Here is a 19,488-nt window from a genome sequence, read left to right as displayed (position 1 = left end):
GGAACGGGATTTAGTGGAAGATGCCGACCGCGCCCTCCGCCCAGATGAGCGCGACGAGCACGACCGCCGCGGCGACCGCGGCGCGGCGCGCGAGCGGGCGGTGGAGGAGGCGGGTCGCGGCCTCAACCGACAGGCCGAGCAGGGCGAGCAAAGCGGCGGCGGCGGCGAAGTCGAACGCGGTCCAGTTCACCTGATCGGTGAAGCGCATGGCAATAAGCGGGGCGACGAGGATCGCGGCGAAGACGAGCCACATCGCCAGGCGCGGAGCGGTGCGTGGCGCAGGTGCGGCGGAGACGGACATGGGTGAACATCCTTTCCGAAAGGGACGCGAGGGACAGCGTGCCACGAAGCGCGCGCGAAGGAAAGTGGTGCCGCAATGGACCGACTGCGCGGGCGCGGCGTTGGGATGGCAACGGAGTTGAGCGACACGATGAGCGACCTGCCCCCACGCGGCAATCCCGGGCCGAAGAGCCGGAAAACGTTCCTGACGGTGGTGGGGATCGTGCTGGCGCTGATCTTCATCACCTTCATCGGGCTGAACATCAACCACGTGAAGACCGAGCACGACCGCCCGATGGGCGAGGACCGGCCGAGCCCGACCGCGCGACAGGGGTGAGCCGGTCGGGCGCGTAGCCGCATCGGCCGCCCTGCGCGGTTCTTCGCCCGCCGCGCGCAATCAGGCCGGGTCAGGGTCGGACGAGGGCGGTGCGGCTTCGTCGCGTGCGCGACGGCGTGCGACGCGGCGATTCGGGCGCGCGCCGTCGCGGACGAGCGGATCGACCAGCCGCTGGTAGAGCGTGACGAGGTGTTCGACGCGCTCACGTTCGGAACCGAAGGGCACGCGGCGATCGTGATCGAGGTCCGCGAGGGTCAGAAGCGGACTGCTGTCGACGAACTAGGCAGGGAAGTGAATCCCGCAAAGTTTGTTGCCGTCGGGGTCACGAAAATACGCCAACTCGATGGTGCCCATCGAGGCAGTTTCGCGTGGTCCGGGCGGCGCTTCGATCGAGGTTCCGCCAGCGGCAACAGCGGTATCGTGAAGCTGCTTCACCTGCTCGGGCGAATTGCAGGAGAAAGCAACGGTGCTGCCGTTGGCGACGCTTGCCGGTTCGTCGTTGATCGGCTGACTGACGATGAAGTTGGTACCGCTGCCGTTGTTATAGATCAGGCGTGTATGGCCGCTATCGGCGATGTTTCTCGTCCCTTCCCCTGCACCCAGGGTGCCGAGCACCGTGTCATAGAAGCGCTTGGACCGTTCGATGTCGTTCGATCCGACCATGGTGTGAAACAGCATGCATACTCTCCTGAAGGCTGATCGACTTTCGATCGCCATTAGCGATTTCACCTAACCGGCATATTACCCGCGGTCACCCTCAGGCTCTCGCCTCGTGCCCGACGACTCGATCCGTTGAATGTCTGCCTCTGAAAGCGAAGTAGACCTTCGTGCTTCTAGGCTTCAAACACGAAAGGCGCTCCTGCTCGATCTCGCGGTGCTCGACGGGCGAGCCGCAGAGCACGAACAGCCAATCTCGCTTCAGGAGAGTAGACCCGCCATGCTGACGCATCACCGAGTTCGGCGGTGGCGATTGCACGCGCGACAACCTCAATCCGCCGCATAACCGCTCCCGCCGCGTGACCTTAACTGCTCAACAAGGTCGGTCCAAAAGGCCGCTGAGTCCAGGTGCGCTTGCCGGCCCGTCTCGTCGTCAATCGTTGCGTCCGCGAGCTTGCGTTGTTGGTCAGCGTAGAACGCGTATGCCGCTGCTCTGTCGCCCCTCACCGACTGCCGCCATCGTCCGCCCATCTGTCCTCGTTCTCGGTCGGCGCAGCACGAAACGATAATGAAACGGAGCTGCGGTGCGGGAAACTGCTTGCCGCAAGCAAGTGACCATATGCCGTCGCGAGCTGCTCATGTGCTATCCGAGCGGGCGCCGATTGAGCGTGCGCAGCATTGTAGAGCGACGTCTGCTCACGCCCGAGAATATAATTAACGTCCATGACGCTTCCTCCTCTTAGGTACCGCTCAGCATTCGTGTTGGCAGGTGACGTGTGATGAGACGCAAGCAGCTCTAGTTTGAGCCTATCGACCATCCCGCAGAGTAATTCGCAGGCGCATCATCATGTGGCGCACGTCGTCAGATGATCGACCCAACATCGTAGCGAGATCGGTGAGCGGAGCACCTGAGCTTGCTCGCTCGCGTAGGCTGGTGATGTCCGTTTGCGTCCAGCGCGCGTGCGGAAACGCTGCACCGAACCCGTCAGCCATTCCGCACCCATCTGGTTCTCACCACATCGCCCTTGATGAGCGATTGCGAGAACACGTCTCGCATGCGGTCAGCATCCGGCATGTTCATGAACACGACCCGTGTGCCGCCGGACAGGATCGCCTCCATCGCGCTGATCGGTGCCTTGTGGCGCTCGGCCTGCGAGCGAACGACTTGCTGATCGAGCGTTACGTTCATGGAGCGGTTCAATTGAACGCACCCCTTCGAAGGTCACAGAGCCCAATCGGGGCAATCGATAAAACAGATGCAGAGCAAAGACGCATCGCGGCCTCCACGTCGAGCGGGAGCGCCAGGTCTCTCAGCCGCGCAACGCCCAGGAAGAGTGCGCGATTGTACCTAGATCGGGCTTGGCTCAGCCATTTACAAGGTGCGGACGAACAGGAGACTGGCTAGGCGGAGCTGTAGAGGGGAACTCCCCGTACAGCAGCGTGACGAAGCTTGCAGCCGCCGCGTCAGCCACGTCCGTCACAAGCGCATCTGCCACAAGCGTATTCGCTCGACTGCACCGCGGCGACTGCTCAACTAAATAGCCGATCGTCCGGCGAAACCATGCGCCGTCGATCGTAACCGTGTCAGCTTCTACAACCATGTGACATCCTTCCGCCTGCGTAGCAGCCGGAGACGCTTACGGTGCGCGCCGACGCGGTCAGAGCGCAACGGACTTAGGAAAGTTGCCGAGACAACCTGATTTATACAGTCTGGCCTTTGCGGTGGTGACTTCTGGCTGCAGCGGATGTGCGATGCCGGGCGGTTGCGGCATGGCAGCTTTCAGCTCGGACCAGTATCGTCCACCCGCCGCCTACACCAGCGGCGGCGGGGGGCTGTTGAAGCGCCAGCGTTCGAGTTGGGTGAGCACATCGCCGGCGATCTGGTCGGCGGTGCGGCCGGTCAGGTCGCGGGCGCGGCGGTCGGTGCCGCTTAGCGCCACGAGCATCCAGGCGCGGCTGCGGCGGCCCTCGGGTGCCTCGAGCGCGGTGTAGGCGGCGAGCGGACGCGACTGCGCGGCGAGGCGGTAGGTGAAGGTGGGGCGGTCGGGCAGGCCGACCGTCAGCGTCGCGGCGCCGTCGGCCTCGTCGTGGGTGACGTGGCTGTCGGCCCAGCCTTCCTCCACCACCGCGCCCGACACCTGTTCGAGCGCGGGGAGGCCCTGACGCGTGAGCTGGCGCGCGATCTCGTCGCGGCTGGCGGGGACGAACAGGCGCTTCAACCGCTCGGCGACGGCCGGGCCTTCGGTCTCCAGTGCGACGCCGGCGAGGTCGGCCTTGGTCTGGCGCATCAGGCCGAAGGCGAGCATCAGCATGATGAAGCAAAAGGGTAGCGCGGCGAGCAGCGTCGCGGCCTGTAGCGCGCCGAGTCCTCCGATCACGAGCAGCAGCGTCGCGGTGAGGCCGAGCAGCACGCACCAGTACATCCGCTGCCAGCGCGGCGTCTCCTCCGCGCCGCCCGAGGCGAGCGTGTCGATGACGAGCGCGCCCGAATCCGCCGAGGTGACGAAGAACACCGCGACGAGCAGGATCGCGAGCGCGGAGGTGATGCCCGCGCCGGGAAGGTATTCGAGGAACTTGAACAAGGCGGTCGAGAGATTCGCCTGCACCGCGTCGGCGATCGCGCCGTGCGCCGCCCCGAGATCGAGCGAGATCGCGGTGTTGCCGAACACGGTCATCCACAGGAAGGTGAAGGCGGTCGGCACGAACAGCACGCCGGTCACGAACTCGCGCACGGTGCGCCCGCGCGAGATGCGCGCGATGAACATGCCGACGAACGGCGACCAGGCGATCCACCACGCCCAGTAGAAGAGCGTCCAGTCGGCCATCCACGCGCGCGGCTCGTACGCGTAGAGCGTGAAGGTGCGCATGACGAAATGGTCGAGGTAGAGGCCGAAATTCTGCACCAGCGCGCGCAGCAGGAACAGCGTCGGCCCGACCGCGAGCACGAACAGCATCAAGAGCACCGCGACGGTCAGGTTGAGTTCGGACAAGCGGCGGATGCCGCGGTCGGCACCGCTCAGGACCGACAAGGTGGCCGCGCCCATGACGAGCACGATTACCACGACCTTGACGAGCGTCGTGTCGGGGAGGCCGTAGTTATAGGCGAGCCCGGCGGTCATCTGCGACACGCCGAAGCCGAGCGAGGTCGAAACGCCGAAGACGGTGCCGCAGACCGCGAAGATGTCGATCGCGTCGCCGATGGGTCCGTTGACGCGCTTGCCGAGCAAGGGCGACAGGCCGGAGCGAAGCGTGAGCGGCATGTCCTTGCGATAGGTGAAATAGGCGAGGCTCAGGCCCACGAGCGCGTAGATCGCCCAGGCATGAACGCCGTAATGGTGAAAGGTGATCGCCATCGCCTCGCGCGCGGCGAGGATGGTGCCGCTCGGTGCCTCGGGCGGGGAGATGTAATGCTGGATCGGCTCGGCGACCGCGAAGTACATCAGGCCGATGCCCATGCCGGCGGCGAACAGCATCGCCAGCCAGGAGAGATAGGGGAAGTCGGGCTCGGCATCGTCGGGCCCGAGCTTGAGCTTGCCAGCAGGCCCGAAGCCTAGCACGAGCACGACAACGAGGAAGACGGCGACCGCGGCGATGTAGAACCAGCCGAAGGTGTCGATCGCCCAACCCTGCGCGGCCTTGAACGCGTGGTCGGCGCGGCCGGGCATGAGGAGCGTGACCGACAGCATCGCGCCGATGACCGCCGACGCGCCCCAGAAGACGCGCGGGTTCATGTGTGATTTGAGCATAAGCGAAGGCGTTTAACCGAAATCAGCCGCGAAGCTCAAATCGGGCAGGTGTTTCTGCGGCAAGCGCGATTGCACGCCGGGGCAGTCGCGTGGGCGCGCGGGGCGTGCGATGGCGGGCGTATTCGGAGGTTTCATGTCGTTCATTCGCCGCTTCATCGATCCTTACCTGCTGCTGCTGCTCGCCACGGTGGCGCTCGCCGCGGTGCTGCCGGCGCGCGGGGAGGGCGCGCGGGTGGCGGAGGTGGCGGTGACGGTGGCGGTCGCGCTGCTGTTCTTCCTCTACGGAGCGCGGCTGGCGCCGGCGGCGATCTGGGCGGGGCTGACGCACTGGCGATTGCAGGGGCTGGTGTTCCTGAGCACCTTCGCGCTGTTCCCGCTGCTGGGACTGGCGGTGAGTGGCGTCGCGCGCGCGTGGGTGCCGGGGGAGATTGCGGCGGGGCTGCTGTTCCTGACATTGCTGCCCTCGACGGTGCAGTCGTCGATCGCGTTCACGGGGATCGCGGGCGGGAACGTGCCCGCGGCCTTGTGCAGCGCGTCGGTGTCGAACCTGGTCGGCACGGTGTTGACGCCGTTGATCGTCGCCGTCGTGTTCCCGCTGACGGGGTTGCTTCCGGCGGCGGCGGGCGGGGGCGTGTCGCTGCATGCGATCGAGGGAATTGCGGCGCAGATCCTGCTGCCGTTCGTCGCGGGGCAGGTGGCGCGGCCGCTGATCGGCGAGTGGATCGCGCGGCACAAGGGGCCGACGAGCCTGGTCGATCGCGGGTCGATCCTGCTGGTGGTCTATGCCGCGTTCAGCGAGGGCATGGTGTCGGGCGTGTGGCAGGCGGTGAGCGCGGGCGACCTAGCGCTGGTGCTGCTGTGCGATGGATTGCTGCTGGCGGCGGTGATCGCAGGCACGACGTGGATGTCGCGCGCGTTGGGCTTTTCCAAGCCAGACGAGATCGCGATCGTGTTCTGCGGATCGAAGAAGAGCATGGCGAGCGGGATACCGATGGCGACGATCCTGTTCGCGGGGTCCTCGGTCAGCCTGATCGTGCTGCCGCTGATGATCTTTCACCAGGTGCAGCTGTTCGTCTGCGCGGTGCTGGCGCGGCGTTACGCGGCGCGGGGCGCGGGCGGGGTCGATCCGGCGCGCGCGGATGAGCGGGTGGTCGAGGCAGCGGTAGACAGCCGCTGAATAGGTGTGATAGTCAGATAATACAGGGTGGCGAAAACAAGCGTTGACGATAACTGACTACGCTTGTAGTCGAAGCGGCATCGACGGGAGGGGGAGTGCGATGCCGGTGCGGTTTGAATGGGGACGAGCGGCGGCGAGCACGCTCGCGCTGGCGGCGGTGCTGGTTGCGGGCGAGGGAGCCGCGCAGACCGCGCCGGCACCCGCACCGGTCACCGCGCCCAAGCCGGTCGACCCGCAGGGCGCGCAGCCGGCGGGACAGCCCGACCGCGTGACCGGCAGGCGCACCTATGACGCGGCGTGGTTCGCCACCTTCGCGCCCGCGACCGCACTGCAGATCGTCCAGCGCGTGCCCGGCTTCACGATCGAGAGCATCGATCCGTCGTTGCGCGGGTTCGGCGGGGCGGCGGGGAACGTGGTCATCAACGGACAGCGCCCGTCGGCGAAGAGCGACACGCTCGACACGATCCTGTCGCGCATCCCGGCGGGGCGCGTGGTGCGGGTCGAGGTGGGCCCGGGCGACCTGTACGGCGCGGAGTTCACGGGCAAGCCGCAGGTGCTGAACCTGGTGACATCGGCGAGCGGCGGGCTGGCGGGGACGCTGACGGGGACGCTCAGGCGCGACTACACGGGCAGACTGTTTCCCGAAGGAAGCGCGTCGGCGCTGCTGCGGAGCGGCAAGTCGACGTTCAACCTGGCGCTGAACGTCACCAACCAGAACAGCACGCAGGAAGGTTACGACCGGGTCACGTCACTGCCCGACGATCAGCTGGTCGAGTATCGCTACCGCGTGAACCGCTACCGCGAGCCGGGCGGGTCGTTGTCGGGATCGTGGGAGTATAACGACGGCACCAACCGCACCGCGCACCTGAACGCGCGCGCGGCGGTCGACCATTACGCGCTCGACCAGTCGAACCGCGTCGACCGCGTGGGGACGCCGCGGCGCGAGGACGCGCTGATCAGCCGGTCGGACCTGAACGAGTACGAGGTCGGCGGCGACGTGACGCGGCCGCTGGCAGGCGGCGGGATCAAGCTGATCGGGCTGGCGACGAGGCGCAAACGCGAGAGCGACGATCTGTCGCTGGTCGACCTGTTCGCGTCGAATGGACCCGGGCCGACCGGGTTCAGCCAGTCGGTCAACGACCGTGAAGCAGAAACGCTGGCGCGGCTGGTGTGGAGCCGGTCGGGGTGGAACGGCTGGAACGTCGAGGCGGGGGCGGAAGGGGTCATCAACAGCCTGCGCAGTCGCGTCGACCTGTTTGACCTGGCCGTCGGCGGCGCGCGGACGCGGATCGACCTGCCGGTCGACGATGCGACGGTGCGCGAGGTGCGGGCTGAGGCGTTCGTCAACGTCGGGCGCGCGCTGTCGCCGACGCTGCGCGTGGACGGCGGGCTGACGATCGAGGCGTCGCGGCTGACCGTGTCGGGCGACGTGGATGCGAAGCGGACGCTGTCGTTCCTGAAACCCAAGCTGGTGCTCGACTGGCGGTTCGCGCCGGGCTGGCGCGCGCAATTGTCGGCGCAGCGGACGGTCAACCAGCTGCAGTTCACCGACTTCATCTCGGTCGCGGAGCTCGGCAACGACCGCGTCAACGGCGGCAACGCGCAGCTGGTCCCGCAGCGAAGCTGGGAGCTGCTCGGCACGCTGGAGCATCCGATCCTTGGCGATGGACTCGTCCGGCTGGAGGCAGGCTACACGCACATCAGCCTGGTGCAGGACCGCGTGCCGACGCCCGAAGGGTTCGACGCGCCGGGAAACCTGGGCGACGGCACGGTGGTGATCGCGCGCGCGCGGATCGAGGCGCCGCTGAAGACTTTGGGGGTGAAGGGCGGGCGGCTGACGCTGTACGGATCGCTGGTGCCGACGTTCGTGACCGATCCGTACACGCTGAGGACGCGACCGTTCACGGGCAACAGCACCTTCTACGGCTCGGCGGAGTTCCGGCAGGATCGCGGCAGCTGGGCCTGGGGGCTGCTGGCGGAAAATGCGACGAGTTCGACGCAGTATCGCCGCAACGAGACCGATCGCAGCTTTCGCGGCATCTACACGCAGGTGTTCGCAGAGTGGCGCCCGACCAAGACGAGCGTCGTCACCTTTACGCTGGAGAATGCGCTGGCGAAGCCGGCGTATCGCGACCGGTTATTCTACGCGCCCGACCGCACGTCGACCACGCCGGTATCGCGCGAGTTCCGGCGGCGCGACGGCTTCATCGTGCCGGCGCTGACCTTCAAGCGGACGTTCGGCTGATTATATCGGGCACGAAGAGGAGCAACACGCCGTGGCCAAGAAGAAGAAACGCATTCCGAAGACGATCGGCGGCGTGAAGCTGCCCAAGGAACTGCGTCGCGCGGGCGAGCAGATCATCGATCAGGCGGTGACCGTTGCCAACTCGCCGCAGGGCAAGGCGATGATCGCGACAGGCCTGTCAATGGCGGCCGCGGCGGCGATGAAGGCAGCCGAGGCGAAGGCGGCAAAGCCGGCGGCGGAGAAGCCGCCCGAAAAGCCGTCACCGGCGAACGATGCGAGGACCGAGGAAAGCCGGCAGCCGGGTGTCGGCGGGATCGACGGCGACGCGATCGGTCAGGCAGTGGAACAGGTGCTGGGACGATTGTTCGGCCGCCGCGCGTGAGGTGATCGCGGTCGGGTCGGTGCCAGGCGCTGGTGCCCGGCTGCGCGCGGTCGCTTGCCTTCAAGCGTTGGTGCGGCGGTGCTGGTGGAGGTAGGTCGGGTCGTACTCGGCCACCTCGCGCAGCCGGTCGATGTCGAGGATGCGCAAGTTCTTGTTGTGCATCTCGATCAGGCCTTCCTCGCGCATTCGCCCGATGGTGCGGTTAACGTGGGTGCCGGTCAGCCCCATTGTGTCGCCGAGCTGTTCCTGCGTTAGCGGCACCTCCATCTGGTTGCCGTGGCGCAGATTGACCTGCGTCAGCCGGTCCCACAATTCGCAGAACAGGTGCGCGATCCGCGCGTAGGCATCGCGTTGTCCGTTGTTGAGCAGCCAGTGGCGCAGCACCGCCTCGTCGACCAGCGTCGCCCACCACAAGGCGCGCCCGATCGCGGGATGCCGATCGGTCAACTCGATAATCGTGTCCTTCGGAATGAAGGCGAGTTTCGCGTCGGTCAGCAGCGCGATCGAGTGATCCATCCGGTCGAGGATGAAGACGTGCGGATCGCACAGGTCGCCGGGCAGCAGATAGGCCATGATCTGCCGGTTGCCGTCGGCGAGCACCTTGTAGCGGCACGCCCAGCCCTCGATCATGAAGATGACCGCGTCGGGGCGATCGCCTTCGCTGATGATGTCGGTGTTCGCGCGGTGGCGCTCGCAATCCCTGACCATGTCGTCGAGCGCGGCGCGATCGTTGGTGCTCAGGTCGGTGAAGCTGCACAATTTGTCGGCGAGCGGATTGTAGACGGCGTCCTCCATCAAGATCACGGCCGGACCGGAACCGAGATCAATAACATGGGGCAGTCACTTTCGCTAGGCAAGCGGCGCGCAGGTGAGACGCGAGAAGTGACGATCTCGGACAATCCGGTCGACGAGGTTGCCGAGCGTCAGCGGCACCTGGCGTGGCGGCGCGGGTTCCGGGTCGGGCGTGAACCGAGCAACCGAGGCGGCGGTCGCCGGACTGGTTGGCGGGTTGCTGACCGGCACGCGCGGGAACGTTGCGGGCGCAGCGGCGTCGAGCGGGCATGAGCGACGATGACAAGCGGCTGGCGGCCGAGGCGGCGCTGGGCGAGGTGCAGGACGGCATGCTGGTCGGGCTGGGGACGGGGTCGACGGTCGCGTTCCTGATCCGCGCGCTGGGCGAGCGGGTGCGGGGCGGGCTAGGGATCGAGGCGGTCGCGACCAGCATTGCCAGCGCGCGTGCGGCCGAAGCGGTCGGCATTCGGGTGCGCGATTTCGCCGAGGTGGCTCGTGTCGACCTGACGATCGACGGCGCGGACGAGATCGACGCGTGGCTTCACGCGATCAAGGGCGCGGGCGGCGCGATGCTGCGCGAGAAGGTGATCGCGGCGGCTTCGACGCGGATGGTGGTGATCGCGGACGGGTCGAAGCGGGTCGCGGCCATCGGCGCGGCGAAGCTGCCGGTCGAGGTGCTGCCCTTCGCGCGCGCCTTCGTCACCGCGCGGCTGGAGGCGCTGGGCGCGGCGGTCGTGCTGCGCGACGGGGTGACCGACAACGGCAATGTCATCCTGGACGCGCGGTTCGGTGCGATTTCCGACCCGGCGAAGCTGGCGGCGGCGATCGACGCGGTGCCGGGCGCGCTGGGGCACGGGCTGTTCCTTCGCGAAGTCGACGCGGCTTATGTGGCGAGTGCGGGAACGGTTGAGCTGATCGAGCGCGGCGAAGGGTGACGCGTGAAGGGCAGCAGCGGCGGCGCGGTCGGCGCGTGTGCTTCTTGGCGCTGCTCAGTTCGGCGTAGGGTGATCGTGCGCGATCGACGGCTCGGCACACGTTCCCGCTTCTTGTTCGAGCAGGCGTAGGATCAACAGCCAGGAGGCGCGCGCGTTGCCGGTCGCCTGCTGACACTGGGTTTGCGCGACGACGATCGACCGCGCGCCGAACGTCGTCAGGAAGCGCTCGATAAAGGTCGAAACGAGAACTTCCATATAGCGACGTTATGCCTTGATCGGTTTACCCGACATAACATGGGTTAACATTGTAAGGCAATGCGGCGCGATCAGCGCGCCAGCATCGTCCTGACCTGATCTGCCAGCGCGATCGGGTCGAAGGGTTTCGAGATCACGCCGACAACGCCCGGCAGGTCGTAGCGCCCGCGCCGGATCGCCTCGGCGGTGAGAAAGATGACCGGTGTCGGCGGCGAACCATCCGCGCGCGTGATGTGCTCGAGCAGCTCCAGTCCGTCGCGGCCGGGCATCATCGCGTCGAGCAGCACGACGTCGAAACGCTGCTCGCCGGCGAGCGCCGCGATCGCCTCGTCGACACTGCCCAGTGACCATGCGCGAATATCGGGGTCGAGATGCAGCGACAGCTCCACCAGGAGCCTGATATCCGCGTCGTCGTCGACGCACAGAACCCGCAACATGCGGCGCCCCTCACCGCTCAAACGCTGTCTCCCCCTTCGATTATATCGCCCCTTACGCCGGCCCGGTTACTTGTCCCGTAACATGCGTGAAGCGCGCAATTGGTTCCGGGCTACACCGCGTCCTTGCCGAGCGGCGTGGTCGAGGGTGGGGTGCGGAAGGGCTCGAACCCGCTGGGGAGCTTGCCGCCGATCGGGGCGGGCAGGATGCGGCCGACCTTGTTGGCGGCGGCGACCACGTCGGAGCTGGTGCGGACCGCCTCGTGGACGGGGGCGGTCAGGCGCTGTATCGGGACACGCTCCTCGCTGACGAACGGCTGCACATAGCCGAGTGCCCAGCCGCGCGTGTCCTCGTCGGCCAGGCGATCGATGACGTGAGCGCGAAGTGTCGGAGCGTCGTTCATGCAGGCGAGCATGAAAGCGACCGTCGAGGGGTTGGTGGCAGCGGCCAGCATCACCTCGGCTTTTCCGGTCTGCGCCTCGCTCAGGCGGTTGGACCGGAACAGCGCGCACGTCCGATAAGCCTGGATGCTGATGATCGCGCTCCGATTGATGCTGCCGAGCGTCTTTAGTCGTGCGAGAAACGTGTCGGCGCGCGTGATCGCCTGCGGCCAGTCGGCATATTGCGCAGCGAGCGTCACATAAGCGGCGTCGATGTTCAGGACGTTGGCGCCCGCCTCCGCCGGTAGCTGCTGCGCGACGCGGCCGAGTAGCGCCTGGCCGTCGGAGGCGCGCCCGATCGCGGTTAGCGAGCGCGCGACGATCGGCGCGAGTGTCTCGACCCCGGCGTCATAATCCTCCTTCGTAAGGTGGTCAAACAGCGGGAGGAACAGCTTGACCACCGCGTCATACGCCTGAAGGCTGGCGAGTTCGCGCGCGTAGGGCGTTGCCGTTTCGAAGCTCTGCGTCGCGTTCCAGTCGGCGCGGAGCTCTTCGAGATAGCGACGCCGCGGCGCGTCGAAACTGCCGCCGCTCCATTCGGCGATGCGCGGCCAGAGCGGCTCGAAACGGCGATTGATGTACATCGCCGCGAGATCGTCCGCGTCGCCGACCGTGGGTACTGCGGCGATCGCATCGGCGGTGCGGCCGGCCCGCATCGCCGCGCGGATCGTCGCCAGCGCGTAGGTGGAGCGTTCGGGGGCGAGTGCGGTGGCGAAGCCGATTTCGCCCAGCCGCGCCGATACGCGATCGCCGCGGGCATGGTCGCCGATCTCGTACAAGCGGCCGAGCAGCGCGTTCATCGTGTAGCGGTCGCTCTGCCGCGCGAGTTCGGGCGCCTGCTGGCTGACGACGAGCCACAGGTCGGCGGCGCGTTGCGGCGCACCGGAGAAGGTGAAGACCTCGGTCGCGACCATCTTCGGAACCGGATGGTCGGGCAGCAGGCGGAGCGCTTCCTCGACGGCGGCGACCGCGAGCTTGTCGTTGGGCTCTTGATTTAAGACCGAGGCGCGGGCCGATTGCACCATGCCGCGCAAGGGGGTGGGGCGGGGCAGCTTGGCGAGGACGGCGTCGAGTTTCGCCAGACTGGGCGGGCGTTCGGCGACCGCGGCGGCGGCCTCCGCCATCACGGCGCGATCGGCGGGATCGGTGGTGAGTTCGAGCGGGCTCTTCACCTGCGCGGTGGCGGCGAGCGGTGTGAGCGCAGCGATCGGTGTCGTGACGGCGAGCAGCGCGGCGGCGACCGGCAGGCGCATGTGTGTTTCCCTTTTTCGTGACCGGATTGCCGGCCTTTCCCCGACGCGCATCGTGGCGGAGGGGGTGAGGGTGTGCAAGCGTGACGCGCTGCTGGGTCGCTTGGCAGCAGGGTGGGCGAGCGCTCCGGCGATCCGGATACTGGCTTCGATCAACAAGCGAGCGCGCGGTGGCAGAGCACTTCGGTCTGGTGGTCGCGGGAGGCCGGGCGTGCTTGCCAAAGGGACGGTGACACTCGACAAGCGGTCATGCTCCTTCCGCTTCTTCTTGCCGTCGCCGCACCGGCCGCGTGCACCTACGATCGTGCCGCGATGATCGCGCTACCGTTTGAGGCGTTCGATCAGGACATGGCGGCTGGCTGGCGTGGTCTGTCGACGCGCGGGTGCGAGGCAGCGGCGGCGGACCTGATCCGCGACTGGCGCGTGGCCAACGCATCCGAGCGCAACGCCAGCCTCCTTTTCTGGCACGAGGGGCAGTTGCGCGCGAACCTGGGCCAGCGCGCCGCTGCGATCGCGCTGTTCGAACGCTCGCGCAAGACGGCAGCGCAGGACGGGGGCATGGGATGGAACCTGTACGTCGATGGCAGCGTCGCCTTTCTGCAGCGGGATCGGCGCGCGTTCGACCGGGCGCACGCGGCACTCGCGGCGCTGCCGCGGCCGGCCGGGTTCGATCCGCGCGGACCCGACGGCAAGCCGGTCGCGATCCGGTGGCCGATGAACCTGAACGTGCTGGACGGCTTCGCGCGTTGCTGGAACAAGTCGTACAAGGAAGCTTATGCGAGCTGTGCGACGCCGAACAGGGTCGTTCGGCCGGGGTGACGGCGCACGCGGTGCGGCCGCTGCGCAGGGGGGAGCCAGCAGCATGGCCAGTCCACGCTCGCCCGAGTGGAAAAACGCCGCCGGATCGGCTATATGCGCCGGCATGCCTGAGATCGCCGCCGCCATCATGCCCATCGCCGGGCACATTGACCCCGTGCCTGTTCCGCGTGCGGTGGCGCCGCGTGTGGATGGGCGCGTCGATCTGGTCGGGCTGAACAAGGCGGAGCTGCGCGAGGCGCTGCTCGCCGCCGGCATGGAGCCGCGGCAGGCGAAGCTCCGGTCGAAGCAGATCTGGCACTGGATCTACAATCGCGGCGCGACCGAGTTCGCGCAGATGACCGACATCGCCAAGGCGCAGCACCCGTGGCTGGAGGCGCGCTTCGTCATCGGGCGGCCCGAGGTGGTCGAGGCGCAGGTGTCGTCGGACGGGACGCGCAAGTGGCTGCTGCGCTCACCCGACGGGCAGGATTACGAGGCGGTGTTCATCCCCGACGCCGATCGCGGGACGCTGTGCGTGTCGAGCCAGGTCGGTTGCACGCTCAACTGCACCTTCTGCCACACCGGCACGATGCGGCTGGTGCGCAACCTGACCGCGGGCGAGATCGTGGGCCAAGTGATGCTGGCGCGCGATGCGCTGGGCGAGTGGCCGTCGCAGCCCGAAGGGCGGATGCTGACCAACATCGTGATGATGGGGATGGGCGAGCCGCTGTATAATTTCGAGAACGTTCGCGACGCGTTGTCGGTGGTGATGGACGGTGATGGCCTGGCGCTCAGCAAGCGGCGGATCACCTTGTCGACGAGCGGCGTGGTGCCGATGATGGCGCGCGCGGGCGCGGAGATCGGGGTCAATCTGGCGGTGTCGCTGCACGCGGTGACGAAGGAAATCCGCGACGAGATCGTGCCCCTGAACCGCAAATACGGCATCGAGGAATTGTTGCAGGCGTGCGCGGACTATCCCGGTGCCAACAACGCGCGCCGGATCACGTTCGAGTATGTGATGCTCCGCGACAAGAACGACAGCGACGCGCACGCGCACGAGCTGGTCCGCTTGCTCAAGCACTACAAGCTGCCCGCAAAGGTCAATCTGATCCCGTTCAACCCGTGGCCGGGCGCGGCGTACGAGTGTTCGACGCCCGAGCGGGTGCGTGCGTTCAGCGACATCGTGTTCGCGGGCGGCATCTCCGCGCCGGTACGCACCCCGCGCGGACGCGACATCGATGCGGCGTGCGGACAGCTGAAAACCGCGGCGGAGAAGAAGAGCCGTGCGCAGCTCGACCGCGAGGCGGCGGCGGAGCTCGTCGCGGCAGGGTGATCGCGCGCCAGTGGCGGCACTGCTGCTGGCCGTAACGGTCGGCTGGCAGGAATAACGTCGCGGGTTAGCCTGGATCGATGGTCTCTTGCCGATCCGGGTAATAGACCGAGGCGATGACCGACGCTTCGCTGACGCATCCCGTGCCCGAGCCACCCCGGATGGGGTCGGTGCTGAGCCGCAACATCGCGCGGATGCGGGACCGGCGGGCGCGCGAGGAGGTGTCGGCGCCGTGGTCCGAGCGCGTGTCGGACCGGGTGACCGCGTTTGCGGGCAGCATGACATTCGTCGTGATCCACGCGGTCGCGTATGGCGCGTGGATCGCGGTCAACGTGGGCGCGGTGCCGGGCGTGCGCGCGTTCGACCCGAGCTTCGTCATGCTGGCGATGGAGGCGAGCGTCGAGGCGATCTTCCTCTCCACCTTCGTGCTGATCAGCCAAAACCGGATGATGGGGACCGCGGCGAAGCAGGCCGACCTCGACCTGCAGATCAACCTGCTGGCCGAGCACGAGCTGACGCGACTGATCGGGCTGGTCGACCGGATGGCGCGGCACATGGGGATCGACCCCGACGCGCACGGCGAACTGGACGAGATTAAGCAGGACGTGTCGCCTGAGGCGGTGCTCGACGGGCTGGAGGATGCGGCGCGCGAGTGAGCAGCCGCCGACCGGACGCGCGCATGCGCCGGAGCGATGCGGCTGGTCGTGGCCGGCGTGCTCACGTCTGGCCAAAGGCGCGCGCCGGGTGAAGACTACCCCCGGCGCGCGCGATCGATCAGCGCTTGTACATCGCGGTGTGCACGGCCTGGACGAAGTGATCGCCCGGGCGGGCGGTGCAGTCGGCGACGATCACCGGGCGGATACGCTCGACGCCGGACACGGTCATGGTCGGGTGCGCCTTGCCCTTGGGACCGTAATTGGCGGCGTAACGGATCGCCTCGGGCTTGAAGCTCTCGTCAAGGGTGTTGAAGTCGCTGCACATGACGGTTTCGAGGTGGTTGCCGCTCTTGAAGACCTGCACCGTGCGGTCGCCACCCATGCGGCCGGGTACGTTGACGGCTTCGGTAACGTGCGGCGTGGCCATCGCATGGTGCATCTGCGTCGCGGCGGCAGCGACCCCGCCGCCCATCAAAGCGGTGACACCAGCGGCGACCAAAACGATCTTCTTCATGACAGCTCTCCTCTGCTGGTAATGCGAGCGAGACGAGCGTGCGGGCAGGCGCGTTGCAGCGTGAACATCATTTAACCTGGCGCAATCGGGTGCCGAGGGCGGAGGTGAACGGCGTGTCATGCGGTGGCCACTCTATTCCCAGCCACTCGACTCCGTGATGGGCGGCGGGCAAGCGAGGCGAGAAAGGCGGAGCGTGGCAGGATGGCGGTGACGACAGTGGCGCTGGTCGCGCTCGCGGGGGTGGCGGGTGGTGCGATGAACGCGCTGGCGGGGGGCGGCACGTTCGCGACGCTGCCGGCGTTGCTGGCGGTCGGCGTGCCGGCGAATATCGCCAATGCGACGTCGAACGTCGCGCTGCTGCCGGGCGCGGCGACGAGCGCGTGGGCGTTTCGCGGCGAACTGGCGCCGCTCGGTGGGGTCGATCACCGACTGCTCGCGGGCATCACCTTCGCCGGGGGGCTGGTCGGCAGTGCGTTGCTGGTCGTGACGCCGGGGCACGCGTTCGACCTGATCGTGCCGTGGCTGGTGCTCTACGCCTTTGTCGTGCTGGCGTTCGGGCGCGCGGCCTCGGCCTGGCTGGCGGCGCGGGTGACGATCGGCGCGAAGACGCTGGTGGTCGCGCAAGCGCTGCTGGGCATCTACGGCGGCTATTTCGGCGGCGGCGTGGGGTTGATGACGACCGCGACCTATGGCCTGCTCGCCAGCATCACCCCGCGCGCGATGTTCGCGCCGCGCACGCTGATGCTGGCGGTGGCGAACGCGGCCGCGGCGATCGTGTTCGTGGGGGAGGGGATGGTCGCGTGGCAATATTGCGTGCCGATGCTGGCCGGCGCGGTCGTGGGTGGCTGGGCAGGGGCGGCGGTCGGGCGGCGCCTGCCCGAGCCGGTGGTGCGGCTGGGCACGCTGGCAGTGACGGGGGTGACTGCGGCGGTGTTCTTCTGGCGGGCGTATGGGTGAGGGGTGAGCCGTTTTCGTGTAGCCGCTACCCCTCACCCAACCAGTTCCGGGTCAGCATCGCCCCGCGATGTTGAGATCGTGCTGGGAGCACGATCGACCCGGAACTCCCCGGTGGGGAGAGGGCGTTGGCTCCGCCTCAGCGCGGGCGTTTCATCTCGAATTTTGCGGTGTCGGTGATTTCGAAATAGTCGCCGGGGCCGCCGCCGCGCAGGATCGGGTGGGCGCGGGCGGTCTGGTAGACGCCGTTCGACAGCATCGCGCGGTCGATGTGGATGCCGACGACCTCGCCGATGACGAGCCAGGTGTCGACTTGCTCGCCGCTTCGCGTCTCGAGTTTAATCAATTGCGTTAAGACGCACTCGAACGAGGCGGGACTGGCGGCGACGCGGGGTGCGGCGATCTTGCGTGAGGCGGCGGTTTCGAGATCGGCGAGGGTGAATTCGTCGACCTCGCTCGCCACGGTCGCGGCGCTGGCGTTCATCTGTTCGGCCAAGTCGCGGGTGGCGAGATTCCAGGTGAACTCGCGCGTTTCCTGGATGTTGGCGACCGAATCCTTCCAGCCGTTGGAGGAGAAGGCGAGCAGCGGCGGCTTGTAGTTGAGTAGGTTGAAGAAGCTGTAGGGGGCGAGGTTGCGGACGCCCGCGGCCGACACGCTGCCGATCCAGCCGATCGGGCGCGGTGCGACGATCGCGTTCAGGGGATCATGCGCGAGGCCGTGGCCGTTCGCGGGCTCGTAGAAATGCCATTCGGTCATGGCGGCGAAACTGATATGAGTGAGAAATGGACGCATCGCCGATCACGAAACCCGCATCCGGCCCCGTCACCATCCGGCGGCACGCGCTGGCGACGCGGGTGTGGCATTGGATCAACGCGCTGGCGATCTTCATCCTGATCGGATCGGGGCTGGGGATCAGCAACGCGCACCCGCGGCTGTACTGGGGGCGGTACGGCGCGAATTTCGACCCTGCCTGGGCGACGCTGCCGCGCTTCCCGGCGTGGGTCACGATCCCGCAGAACTATAATCTGGCGATCTCACGGCGTTGGCACCTGTTCTTCGCGCTGGTGCTCGCGTTCGGGTTGCTGGGGTATATGATCGCGAGCCTCGCCAACCGGCATTTCCAACGTGACCTGCGGCTGCGCGCGAAGGACCTGAGCCCGGTGCATCTGGCCGCCGATGTGCGCGCGCATTTGCAGTTCAAGTTCCACGACGAGGCGCATCCGGGCGCGTACAATCCGTTGCAGAAACTAAGCTACGCGGGCGTCGTGTTCGTGGCGCTGCCGCTCGTCATTCTGACCGGCCTCGCGATGTCGCCGGGGATGGATGCGGCGTGGCCGTGGTTGCTGGAGCTGTTCGGCGGGCGGCAGTCGGCGCGCTCGATCCATTTCATCACGATGGCGGCGATCACCGCGTTCGTGGTGGTGCACCTGGTGCTCGTCATCCTGGCGGGATGGCGGCGCGAGTTGTGGTCGATGATTTCGGGGCGCTGGCGCGTGGCGGCGATCGAGCGCGGCGTGCCCGACGACGCTGACGCGCGCGCGGAGGCGGTACGATGATCCGGCGCAGGACGCTTATTGCGAGTGGCGGCGCGGGGTTGCTGCTGTCGGGGTGCGACCGCGTGATCGCGCAGCCGCAGGTGCGTGACATCATCTTCAAGGGTGAGGACATGCACCGCGCGCTGCAGCGCGCGCTGATGAACCGCGACGCACTGGCGCCCGAGTTCACGCCCGATCAGCGATCGCCCTATTTCCGCACCAACGGGACGCGCGATCCGGGGACGGCCGAGTATAATGCGCTGAGGGCCGGGCGATTCGCCGACTGGCGGTTGCAGGTCGACGGGCTGGTGGCGCGGCCGTTGACGCTGTCGCTCACCGATCTGGGGCAGTTCCCGCAACGCGCGCAGATCACGCGGCACGATTGCGTCGAGGGATGGAGCGCGATCGGCAAGTGGCAGGGGCCGAAGCTGGGAGACGTGCTCAAGCAGGCGGGGGTACGCGACGCGGCGCGCTTTGTCGTGTTCACCTGTGCCGACCTGTACGGCGGCGCGCCTTATTACGAGTCGGTTGACATGGTCGACGCGTTTCATCCGCAGACGATCCTCGCCTGGGCGATGAACGACCGCTTCCTGGACGTGGGCCACGGCGCGCCGTGTCGCCTGCGCGTCGAACGGCATCTGGGGTACAAGCACGCCAAATATCTGATGCGGGTCACCGCGGTGGATAGCCTGGCCGGCATCGGCAAGGGGCAGGGCGGTTACTGGGAAGATAACGTCGATTACGATTGGTACGCGGGAATTTGACAGTTT

The 19,488-nt window shown here is 67.4% G+C and carries 22 protein-coding genes; 11 read left to right on the top strand and 11 right to left on the bottom strand.

Features of this window, described 5'->3' with window-relative positions; all coding sequences use genetic code 11:
• Positions 1–10: 10 nt before the first annotated feature.
• The gene (locus BMW51_RS16020) at positions 11–301 is read right to left on the bottom strand and encodes a hypothetical protein (protein WP_093003677.1); all 291 of its coding nucleotides are present in this window, start codon (positions 299–301) and stop codon (positions 11–13) included.
• Between the two features lie 105 nt (positions 302–406).
• On the opposite strand from BMW51_RS16020, the gene BMW51_RS04600 reads away from it, so the two are divergent.
• Positions 407–616, top strand: a complete 210-nt coding sequence (locus BMW51_RS04600) for a hypothetical protein (protein ID WP_177171513.1) — start codon at positions 407–409, stop codon at positions 614–616.
• A 60-nt stretch (positions 617–676) separates the two neighbouring features.
• Here BMW51_RS04600 and BMW51_RS16015 read toward each other — a convergent pair whose 3' ends face one another.
• The 4 genes from BMW51_RS16015 to BMW51_RS04580 all read right to left on the bottom strand — a co-directional run bounded on the left by BMW51_RS16015 (position 677) and on the right by BMW51_RS04580 (position 5,004).
• Positions 677–841, bottom strand: coding sequence for a hypothetical protein (locus tag BMW51_RS16015; RefSeq protein ID WP_177171512.1), 165 nt, complete (start codon positions 839–841; stop codon positions 677–679).
• 54 nt (positions 842–895) lie between these two features.
• Positions 896–1,294 (bottom strand): VOC family protein, encoded by a 399-nt coding sequence (locus BMW51_RS04595; RefSeq protein ID WP_093003673.1) that lies wholly within the window; start codon positions 1,292–1,294, stop codon positions 896–898.
• Positions 1,295–2,258: 964 nt separating this feature from the next.
• Positions 2,259–2,462, bottom strand: coding sequence for a hypothetical protein (locus tag BMW51_RS04585; RefSeq protein WP_093003669.1), 204 nt, complete (start codon positions 2,460–2,462; stop codon positions 2,259–2,261).
• A 622-nt stretch (positions 2,463–3,084) separates the two neighbouring features.
• On the bottom strand, positions 3,085–5,004 hold the full coding sequence (locus BMW51_RS04580; RefSeq protein ID WP_245708268.1) for a BCCT family transporter: 1,920 nt from the start codon (positions 5,002–5,004) through the stop codon (positions 3,085–3,087).
• A gap of 148 nt (positions 5,005–5,152) precedes the next feature.
• Here BMW51_RS04580 and BMW51_RS04575 point away from each other — a divergent pair, with 148 nt between their 5' ends.
• The 3 genes from BMW51_RS04575 to BMW51_RS04565 all read left to right on the top strand — a co-directional run bounded on the left by BMW51_RS04575 (position 5,153) and on the right by BMW51_RS04565 (position 8,823).
• On the top strand, positions 5,153–6,196 hold the full coding sequence (locus BMW51_RS04575; protein WP_093003931.1) for a bile acid:sodium symporter family protein: 1,044 nt from the start codon (positions 5,153–5,155) through the stop codon (positions 6,194–6,196).
• 100 nt (positions 6,197–6,296) lie between these two features.
• Positions 6,297–8,441: a TonB-dependent receptor gene (locus BMW51_RS04570; protein ID WP_093003665.1), complete on the top strand. Its 2,145-nt coding sequence runs from the start codon at positions 6,297–6,299 to the stop codon at positions 8,439–8,441.
• Positions 8,442–8,472: 31 nt separating this feature from the next.
• Positions 8,473–8,823: a hypothetical protein gene (locus tag BMW51_RS04565; RefSeq protein ID WP_093003663.1), complete on the top strand. Its 351-nt coding sequence runs from the start codon at positions 8,473–8,475 to the stop codon at positions 8,821–8,823.
• Positions 8,824–8,883: 60 nt separating this feature from the next.
• Here the strand turns inward: BMW51_RS04565 and BMW51_RS04560 are convergent, their stop codons facing one another.
• Complete coding sequence (locus BMW51_RS04560) at positions 8,884–9,618, bottom strand: Crp/Fnr family transcriptional regulator (protein WP_143051794.1); 735 nt, start codon at positions 9,616–9,618, stop codon at positions 8,884–8,886.
• 266 nt (positions 9,619–9,884) lie between these two features.
• Here BMW51_RS04560 and rpiA point away from each other — a divergent pair, with 266 nt between their 5' ends.
• On the top strand, positions 9,885–10,550 hold the full coding sequence (gene rpiA / locus BMW51_RS04555) for a ribose-5-phosphate isomerase RpiA (protein ID WP_093003659.1): 666 nt from the start codon (positions 9,885–9,887) through the stop codon (positions 10,548–10,550).
• A gap of 54 nt (positions 10,551–10,604) precedes the next feature.
• On the opposite strand, the gene BMW51_RS04550 is transcribed toward rpiA, so the two are convergent.
• The 3 genes from BMW51_RS04550 to BMW51_RS04540 all read right to left on the bottom strand — a co-directional run bounded on the left by BMW51_RS04550 (position 10,605) and on the right by BMW51_RS04540 (position 12,933).
• Positions 10,605–10,805, bottom strand: coding sequence for a hypothetical protein (locus BMW51_RS04550; protein ID WP_093003657.1), 201 nt, complete (start codon positions 10,803–10,805; stop codon positions 10,605–10,607).
• A 71-nt stretch (positions 10,806–10,876) separates the two neighbouring features.
• A complete protein-coding gene (locus BMW51_RS04545; protein WP_093003655.1) occupies positions 10,877–11,242 on the bottom strand; it encodes a response regulator in 366 nt (121 codons plus the stop codon).
• Positions 11,243–11,352: 110 nt separating this feature from the next.
• Positions 11,353–12,933: a hypothetical protein gene (locus BMW51_RS04540; RefSeq protein WP_093003653.1), complete on the bottom strand. Its 1,581-nt coding sequence runs from the start codon at positions 12,931–12,933 to the stop codon at positions 11,353–11,355.
• 246 nt (positions 12,934–13,179) lie between these two features.
• Here BMW51_RS04540 and BMW51_RS04535 point away from each other — a divergent pair, with 246 nt between their 5' ends.
• The 3 genes from BMW51_RS04535 (at position 13,180) to BMW51_RS04525 (ending at position 15,714) form a co-directional block, all read left to right on the top strand.
• Entirely contained in the window at positions 13,180–13,749 is a 570-nt protein-coding gene (locus BMW51_RS04535; protein WP_093003651.1) for a hypothetical protein, read from the top strand.
• Between the two features lie 103 nt (positions 13,750–13,852).
• Complete coding sequence (rlmN, locus tag BMW51_RS04530; protein ID WP_093003649.1) at positions 13,853–15,061, top strand: dual-specificity RNA methyltransferase RlmN; 1,209 nt, start codon at positions 13,853–13,855, stop codon at positions 15,059–15,061.
• A gap of 113 nt (positions 15,062–15,174) precedes the next feature.
• The gene (locus tag BMW51_RS04525) at positions 15,175–15,714 is read left to right on the top strand and encodes a DUF1003 domain-containing protein (RefSeq protein ID WP_093003647.1); all 540 of its coding nucleotides are present in this window, start codon (positions 15,175–15,177) and stop codon (positions 15,712–15,714) included.
• A 118-nt stretch (positions 15,715–15,832) separates the two neighbouring features.
• Here the strand turns inward: BMW51_RS04525 and BMW51_RS04520 are convergent, their stop codons facing one another.
• Positions 15,833–16,228, bottom strand: coding sequence for an HdeA/HdeB family chaperone (locus BMW51_RS04520; protein ID WP_177171511.1), 396 nt, complete (start codon positions 16,226–16,228; stop codon positions 15,833–15,835).
• A gap of 201 nt (positions 16,229–16,429) precedes the next feature.
• Between BMW51_RS04520 and BMW51_RS04515 the strand changes: the two genes are divergently transcribed.
• The gene (locus BMW51_RS04515; protein WP_093003643.1) at positions 16,430–17,185 is read left to right on the top strand and encodes a sulfite exporter TauE/SafE family protein; all 756 of its coding nucleotides are present in this window, start codon (positions 16,430–16,432) and stop codon (positions 17,183–17,185) included.
• A 136-nt stretch (positions 17,186–17,321) separates the two neighbouring features.
• Here the strand turns inward: BMW51_RS04515 and BMW51_RS04510 are convergent, their stop codons facing one another.
• On the bottom strand, positions 17,322–17,939 hold the full coding sequence (locus tag BMW51_RS04510; RefSeq protein WP_093003641.1) for a flavin reductase family protein: 618 nt from the start codon (positions 17,937–17,939) through the stop codon (positions 17,322–17,324).
• Positions 17,940–17,965: 26 nt separating this feature from the next.
• Here BMW51_RS04510 and BMW51_RS04505 point away from each other — a divergent pair, with 26 nt between their 5' ends.
• Together BMW51_RS04505 and BMW51_RS04500 are read left to right on the top strand one after the other, a co-directional pair.
• The gene (locus BMW51_RS04505; RefSeq protein ID WP_093003639.1) at positions 17,966–18,739 is read left to right on the top strand and encodes a cytochrome b/b6 domain-containing protein; all 774 of its coding nucleotides are present in this window, start codon (positions 17,966–17,968) and stop codon (positions 18,737–18,739) included.
• A complete protein-coding gene (locus BMW51_RS04500) occupies positions 18,736–19,482 on the top strand; it encodes a molybdopterin-dependent oxidoreductase (protein WP_093003637.1) in 747 nt (248 codons plus the stop codon). The genes BMW51_RS04505 and BMW51_RS04500 overlap by 4 nt, the downstream gene beginning before the upstream one ends.
• The last annotated feature ends 6 nt before the right edge of the window (positions 19,483–19,488 follow it).

Origin of the sequence: Sphingomonas palmae, from assembly GCF_900109565.1 — a bacterium.
Classification (GTDB): domain Bacteria; phylum Pseudomonadota; class Alphaproteobacteria; order Sphingomonadales; family Sphingomonadaceae; genus Sphingomonas; species Sphingomonas palmae.
This window is presented reverse-complemented; position numbering and strand designations above follow the sequence as displayed.